We start from the raw sequence: 5,765 nt of genomic DNA, 5'->3' as shown, positions 1-5,765 counted from the left end.
AGTACTGGATGCGTTAAAATAGCCGCCTGTCTTAATAGCACTCCTGCAATTGATATAATTTTGATTATCTTGAATCTGTTTAAAGAAAACTTAGCCAGGATGAGGAACCCCAATGCCTTACAAATTTTAAAAGCCGGTCTTTTAGCCGGGCTGCTGGATATCCTCGCAGCATTTGCCAATTTCTACATCAAGACAGGCAAAAACCCGGTTGTGATTTTGAAATTTATCGCCAGCGGTGTCTTTGGTGACAGTGCCTTCTCAGGAGGAACCGGGATGACGATCCTTGGCCTGCTCATTCACTTTATTATTGCCCTCCTATTTGCCACGTTCTTCTTTACAGCCGTTGCCAGAATACTCCCAGTGAATTCCTCTAAACTATTGACAGGCATCTTATACGGGCTTTTCATATGGCTGGTCATGAACCTGATCATTGTCCCTTTGTCAAGCGCTCCAAAACTGCCTTTTAATATAACTGACGCGGCGCTCAATGCAGCTATCCTTATCGTTTGTGTTGGTCTCCCCATTTCCTATTCCTATTACAGCAGTGTAAAGCCTTCCAAATAAATCCCTCTGGGGTAGTTATTTGTCTTTTTATTGATAAATTGCGGGAGTTTATAAAATTCCATTTCAACCGTTACCTTATCTTATGAAAAGATTCTTTCTCTTTTTATCCTGCTTTTTAATCAGCAATTATATCATCGCACAAAATGTCCAATCAGAATCTGCCGGCATGACCGCAACTGCAGATCCGGTCGGAAAAGCCCCTGAAATCGCCATTATTCCCGAGCCGGTATCCATCACTAAAAATGAAGGTTATTTTGTGCTTCCTGCCAATGTGGTCATCCAGTCGCCCGCTGCAGCCGAACTGAAACAAGTGGTTGCCTTTTTACAGGAGCGGCTATCTGTTCCGACCGGCAGCTTTATATCCAATGTAAATACACATACCCCAACTGCAAATATCAAGCTGATCCTGAATGACAAGGCCAACCACCAATTGGGCAGCGAGGGTTACCAGCTGTCCATTACCCCAAATTTCATCACCATCAAAGCCAATAAAGCTGCAGGCCTGTTTTATGGTGCTCAGAGCCTGATCCAGCTCTTTCCAAAAGAAATAGAAAGCAAAGAAGCCAGTACCGGCACAGACTGGAAAGCGCCCTGCGTAGAAGTAACGGACTATCCGAGAGTGGGATGGCGGGGCCTGATGTTTGATGTGGCCCGGCATTTTTTCACCAAGGCAGAGGTAAAGCAATACATCGATGCCATGGTGCGCTACAAGTACAACCTCCTGCACCTCCACCTTACCGATGATGAAGGCTGGCGGATAGAGATCAAGGGCCTGCCTAAACTCACAGAAGTCGGCGCCTGGAATGTCAAAAAAATAGGAGAATTCGGAAACTTTATCCCTCCGACTGCTGATGAACCACGCAACTATGGCGGTTTCTATACCCAGGAAGACATTAAAGAACTGGTACAATATGCCAAAGAAAGATTTGTAAACATACTACCGGAAGTAGATGTCCCGGGCCATAGCCTTGCGGCAATAGCCTCCTATCCCGAGCTGTCTTGCACAGCCGGAGCAGAGACCTATCGTGTGCGCTCGGGCGAAAGAATTATGGACTGGTCAAGGGGCGCCCCTCCCATCGCACTGCTGGACAACACCCTTTGCCCCGCCAATGAAAAAGTATATGCCTTTTTAGATACCGTGATCACCCAGATCGCACAGCTCTTCCCTTTTGACTACATCCATATGGGCGGTGACGAAGCACCCATCAATTTCTGGGAGAAGAGCGACGCCATCAAAGCCCTGATGCAAAAAGAAGGGCTAAAAAACATGCACCAGGTACAAGGTTACTTTGAAAAACGTGTACAAAAGATTGTGGAGTCCAAAGGCAAGAAATTTATGGGCTGGGATGAGATCCTTGAAGGCGAGATGTCGCCGAGTGCAGCAGTAATGAGCTGGAGAGGCACGAAATACGGCATAGAAGCATCTAAAAAGAAACATGAAGTCGTCATGAGCCCGACCACCTACGCCTACCTGGATTACATGCAGGCAGATGCCATCACCGAACCAAAGGTTTACGCCTCACTGCGGTTAAGCAAGTCCTATGAATTTGACCCGGTCCCTGTCGGGGTTGACCCAAAATACATTAAAGGCGGTCAGGCCAATCTGTGGACAGAGCAGGTATACAACATCCGTCAGGCCGAATACATGACCTGGCCAAGAGGTATGGCAATCGCCGAGTCCGTTTGGTCGCCCGCAGAAAAGAAGAACTGGAATAACTTCTTTGGTAAAGCAGAACAGCATTTCAAGAGACTGGACATCGCCGAGACCAAATACGCACCAAGCGTTTATGATCCCATATTTACAGTCAGCCGCTCGGCCGATAAACAGCTCATGATCGACCTGAGCACTGAGGTGAGCGGTCTTGACATTTACTATAGTTTCGACAATTCCTTTCCTGATCGTTTCTATCCAAAATATACCGAGCCGCTGATGGCACCCAAAGACGCGACTACGCTGAAAGTAATTACCTATAAAGGCAAAGAAGCGGTGGGCAGGATGATGTCAATGCCTGTCGACGAACTGAGCAAAAGAGCTCCAAGGCGATAAGCATTGAGGTATTTCGTACACATTGGCTACAATGGCCAGAAATACAACGGCTGGCAGAAGCAACCCGGTGTATTAAACGTTCAGGGCGTCGTAGAGCTTGCGCTTTCACAAGTCCTTAAAACCCCCGTATTTGTCATCGGATGCGGGCGCACCGACGCGCATGTGCATGCCAGTCAGTTCTTCTTCCACATGGACATCGAACAGAAATGGGACTTTGACCTGCTGTTCCGGCTCAACAAAATATTACCGCACAACATTGCTGTATTTGACGTTATTCCAGTGGAAGCACAACGTCATGCGCGCTTCGATGCAGTGCAGCGTTCGTATGATTATTTCCTCCATACCTACAAAAATCCCTTCCTGAATGGGCTGAGCTCCTATTACCTGCTAAGGGACCTTGATTTCGATAAAATGAAACAGGCCGCGTCTATCCTGCCCGGTTACAAAGACTACCGGGCATTTTGTACCAGCCCGGATAAATACGAACACACCCTTTGCAATGTGATGTCTGCCAGCCTGCTGGTAGACCCCAATGGCGACAAACTCCGTTTCAGCATCTCCTCCAACCGCTTCCTGGGCAAGATGATCAGGATCATCATGGGACAACTGCTCAAGATCGGCAAAGGCGTGCTGAGCCTGGATGAATTTGAAAACTATCTCATCACCAATACGACCCCCGAACTGATCACCCCGGCCCATCCCGAAGGGCTTTATTTGTCAAAGGTGAGCTACCCCTATCTGAACCTGCCTCCCCGTACCGACTTTGCCGCACCCTTTATCCTATCCTGAGGATTACCATTTTGCTATTGACAGTCTCACAAATAATGGGTAAATTTAATAGACCATTAATAAAATAGGAGGCAAAATTATGACTGTTATTCAAAAAATTGAGCATTGGGGCGATCACCATCATGCCAAATGGCTTGACATCATCCGCATCGCATTAGGAATCCTCATCTTTAGCAAAGGCATTGCAATCGTCAGTAACACCGCCGCACTTCAGGACCTGCTGCTGCAAAACAATGTATTTGGATTTTCTGGTCTCATGGCCAGTGCTGCCCTTCACATCGTCGGCTTCGTACACCTGGTAGGTGGTATTCTGATCACCATTGGGCTGGTTACCCGCTTCGCGGTGGTCATCCAGATCCCGATTCTGCTCTGTGCCGTATTTTTCGTAAACCTTTCCAATGGGTTTTCCGCGCTTAACTCAGAATTGTGGTTATCCCTGATGGTATTGTTTCTCCTGATCTTATTCTGGGTAGTCGGTTCAGGACCCTATTCTGTAGACCAGAACATGAAAACACGTCCTAACATTTTCAGATAGAAATCTAATCTTTAACTATAATTAAAGCACTCAAGGCATCGGCCGAAAGGTTGATGCCTTCTACAATAAGTTTTGCGCGCTTATAATAACCTTCCCGCTCTGCCAGTTTGCCTTCAATAAAAGCAATCATTTGCGCTTCATTAAGATCCTTTAACAAAGGACGCTTTGCCTTTCCTTTTTCCAGGCGTCCGGCCAGTGCCAAAGGCGACATTTCAATATATACAGTGGTCCCGTTCGCATTCATCCAGTCCATATTGTCAAAATAACAAGGAGCACCACCACCCGTAGCCACAATACAATTGGCAGGATAGTCAAATTCCTGCAGCGTTTTACGCTCCAGGTCCCGGAATGCCATTTCCCCGTTCGCCGAGAAATAATTTCCTATAGCAGTATCCGTCCTTTTTTCTATCTCCTGGTCCAGGTCAATAAAATCATAGCCGAGCTGCTTTGCCAGCCTCCTGCCCATTGTACTTTTACCGCAACCCATAAACCCGATTAGAAATACCTTCATCATTTAAGCCAGTTTTACCCTTGGATCAACCAGGGCATACAACACATCTACCAAAATATTAATGACTACAAATATAAAGGCAATAAACAATATAGCGCCCATCACCACCGGAAAATCAGACATTTCCAGCGCAGTAACCGTAGTACGCCCCAGACCATTGTAGCCGAAAATGTATTCCACAAAAAAAGAACCCGCCAGCAAGGAAGCAAACCAGCCCGAGATCGCCGTGATCACCGGATTTAACGCGTTCCTCAAAGCATGCTTATAAATGATGACGTTCCGGCTCAGACCCTTGGCCCGGGCCGTCCTGATGTAATCCTGTGCCAGCACATCTAGCATTGCGCTCCTGGTCAGCTGCACAATAATGGCCAGCGGCCGCAAACCCAGGGTAATCATAGGCAGCCATAAATTCTTCCAGGTCATCACCTCCCCTTTGAAAGGATCATAGCTGTACAGACTGCCCGACATGTTCAGACCAGTATAGTCGCTCAGCACAAAGCCAAACAACCAGGCAATGATGATGCCTGCAAAAAAAGAAGGCGCAGAAATACCCAGAATGGCAAAAGCATTTGCTGCCTTATCTATCCAGGTATCTTTATTTACCGCCGACACCACTCCAAGAAATACACCGAGCAAAGTAGCAAAGATCATGGCCGTCAGCGCCAGCACAAAAGTGTTGGGCACCGTTTCCTTCAATATGGTCATTACGTCCCTTTTCGTCTGGTAAGACCGCCGCAGATACGGCCATTTCAATACCAGCACATCATTCCCGAGAGGAATCAGTTTCTGGTAATGGTATTTTCCCTGATCCGCCGCAGTATTTTCATGCAGCCCCAAAGGCGAAAGATCGTTCAGGTACAACATAAACTGCACAGGCCTCGACTTGTCCAGTCCAAACTCCTTGCGCACCGCTTCAAGCGAAGACACATCAGAGCGCTGGCCAAGCGTCATCCTGGCCGGATCTCCCGGCAAAATATTAAACAACACAAACACCACGATCACTACCCCAGCCATCACCGCAAATCCGTAGCAAAACTTCTTTATGGCGTAGCGCAGCATGGCCCGTTAATTAGCAAAATAAGTTTTGGAAAGCTCATCAAACGAAGGTACCGCATTGTAGTGCCATTTGTTGACCACCACACCGTTCCGCATCAGCAGCACACCCGGACTTGCCCTGACCATACTCTTCAAAGGAACTGCATCTGCGTAGAAAACCTCCATAAACAGTTTCATTTTCTTGCTGTACTGATCTGCATCCCGGGCAGCACTTGAGGTCAGCAGCACGGTCCTGATGTTGAACTGCTCCGCAGCATTCAGAG

General features: G+C 47.4%; 6 protein-coding genes and 1 pseudogene. 4 read left to right on the top strand and 3 right to left on the bottom strand.

Annotated elements, in window-relative coordinates; translation table 11 throughout:
- The 4 genes from VK541_RS09510 to VK541_RS09495 all read left to right on the top strand — a co-directional run.
- Nucleotides 1-564: hypothetical protein (locus tag VK541_RS09510; protein WP_324369325.1), on the top strand; the 564-nt coding region annotated here is incomplete at its 5' end.
- An 82-nt stretch (nucleotides 565-646) separates the two neighbouring features.
- Nucleotides 647-2,611, top strand: a complete 1,965-nt coding sequence (locus VK541_RS09505; RefSeq protein WP_324369323.1) for a beta-N-acetylhexosaminidase — start codon at nucleotides 647-649, stop codon at nucleotides 2,609-2,611.
- Nucleotides 2,612-2,614: 3 nt separating this feature from the next.
- Entirely contained in the window at nucleotides 2,615-3,400 is a 786-nt protein-coding gene (gene truA / locus VK541_RS09500) for a tRNA pseudouridine(38-40) synthase TruA (protein WP_324369321.1), read from the top strand.
- 79 nt (nucleotides 3,401-3,479) lie between these two features.
- Nucleotides 3,480-3,935 carry a DoxX family protein gene (locus VK541_RS09495; RefSeq protein WP_324369320.1) on the top strand — a complete coding sequence of 152 codons (456 nt, stop codon included), beginning with the start codon at nucleotides 3,480-3,482 and terminating at the stop codon, nucleotides 3,933-3,935.
- Between the two features lie 4 nt (nucleotides 3,936-3,939).
- On the opposite strand, the gene VK541_RS09490 is transcribed toward VK541_RS09495, so the two are convergent.
- The 3 genes and pseudogenes from VK541_RS09490 to VK541_RS09480 all read right to left on the bottom strand — a co-directional run.
- Nucleotides 3,940-4,449, bottom strand: coding sequence for a shikimate kinase (locus VK541_RS09490; protein WP_324369318.1), 510 nt, complete (start codon nucleotides 4,447-4,449; stop codon nucleotides 3,940-3,942).
- Nucleotides 4,450-5,505: an ABC transporter permease gene (locus VK541_RS09485; RefSeq protein WP_324369316.1), complete on the bottom strand. Its 1,056-nt coding sequence runs from the start codon at nucleotides 5,503-5,505 to the stop codon at nucleotides 4,450-4,452.
- A 6-nt stretch (nucleotides 5,506-5,511) separates the two neighbouring features.
- A pseudogene (locus VK541_RS09480) lies at nucleotides 5,512-5,765 on the bottom strand (DoxX family protein); the annotation flags it as partial.

The sequence above is a fragment of the Pedobacter sp. genome (assembly GCF_035317785.1).
In the GTDB taxonomy this organism is placed as follows: domain Bacteria; phylum Bacteroidota; class Bacteroidia; order Sphingobacteriales; family Sphingobacteriaceae; genus Pedobacter.
This window is presented reverse-complemented; position numbering and strand designations above follow the sequence as displayed.

Bases quoted from the DNA above. Each gene is read 5' to 3' on its own strand.
- VK541_RS09505 (WP_324369323.1), top strand. From the start codon at position 647: ATGAAAAGATTCTTTCTCTTTTTATCCTGCTTTTTAATCAGCAATTAT.
- VK541_RS09495 (WP_324369320.1), top strand. From the start codon at position 3,480: ATGACTGTTATTCAAAAAATTGAGCATTGGGGCGATCACCATCATGCC.
- VK541_RS09490 (WP_324369318.1), bottom strand. From the start codon at position 4,449: ATGATGAAGGTATTTCTAATCGGGTTTATGGGTTGCGGTAAAAGTACA.
- VK541_RS09485 (WP_324369316.1), bottom strand. From the start codon at position 5,505: ATGCTGCGCTACGCCATAAAGAAGTTTTGCTACGGATTTGCGGTGATG.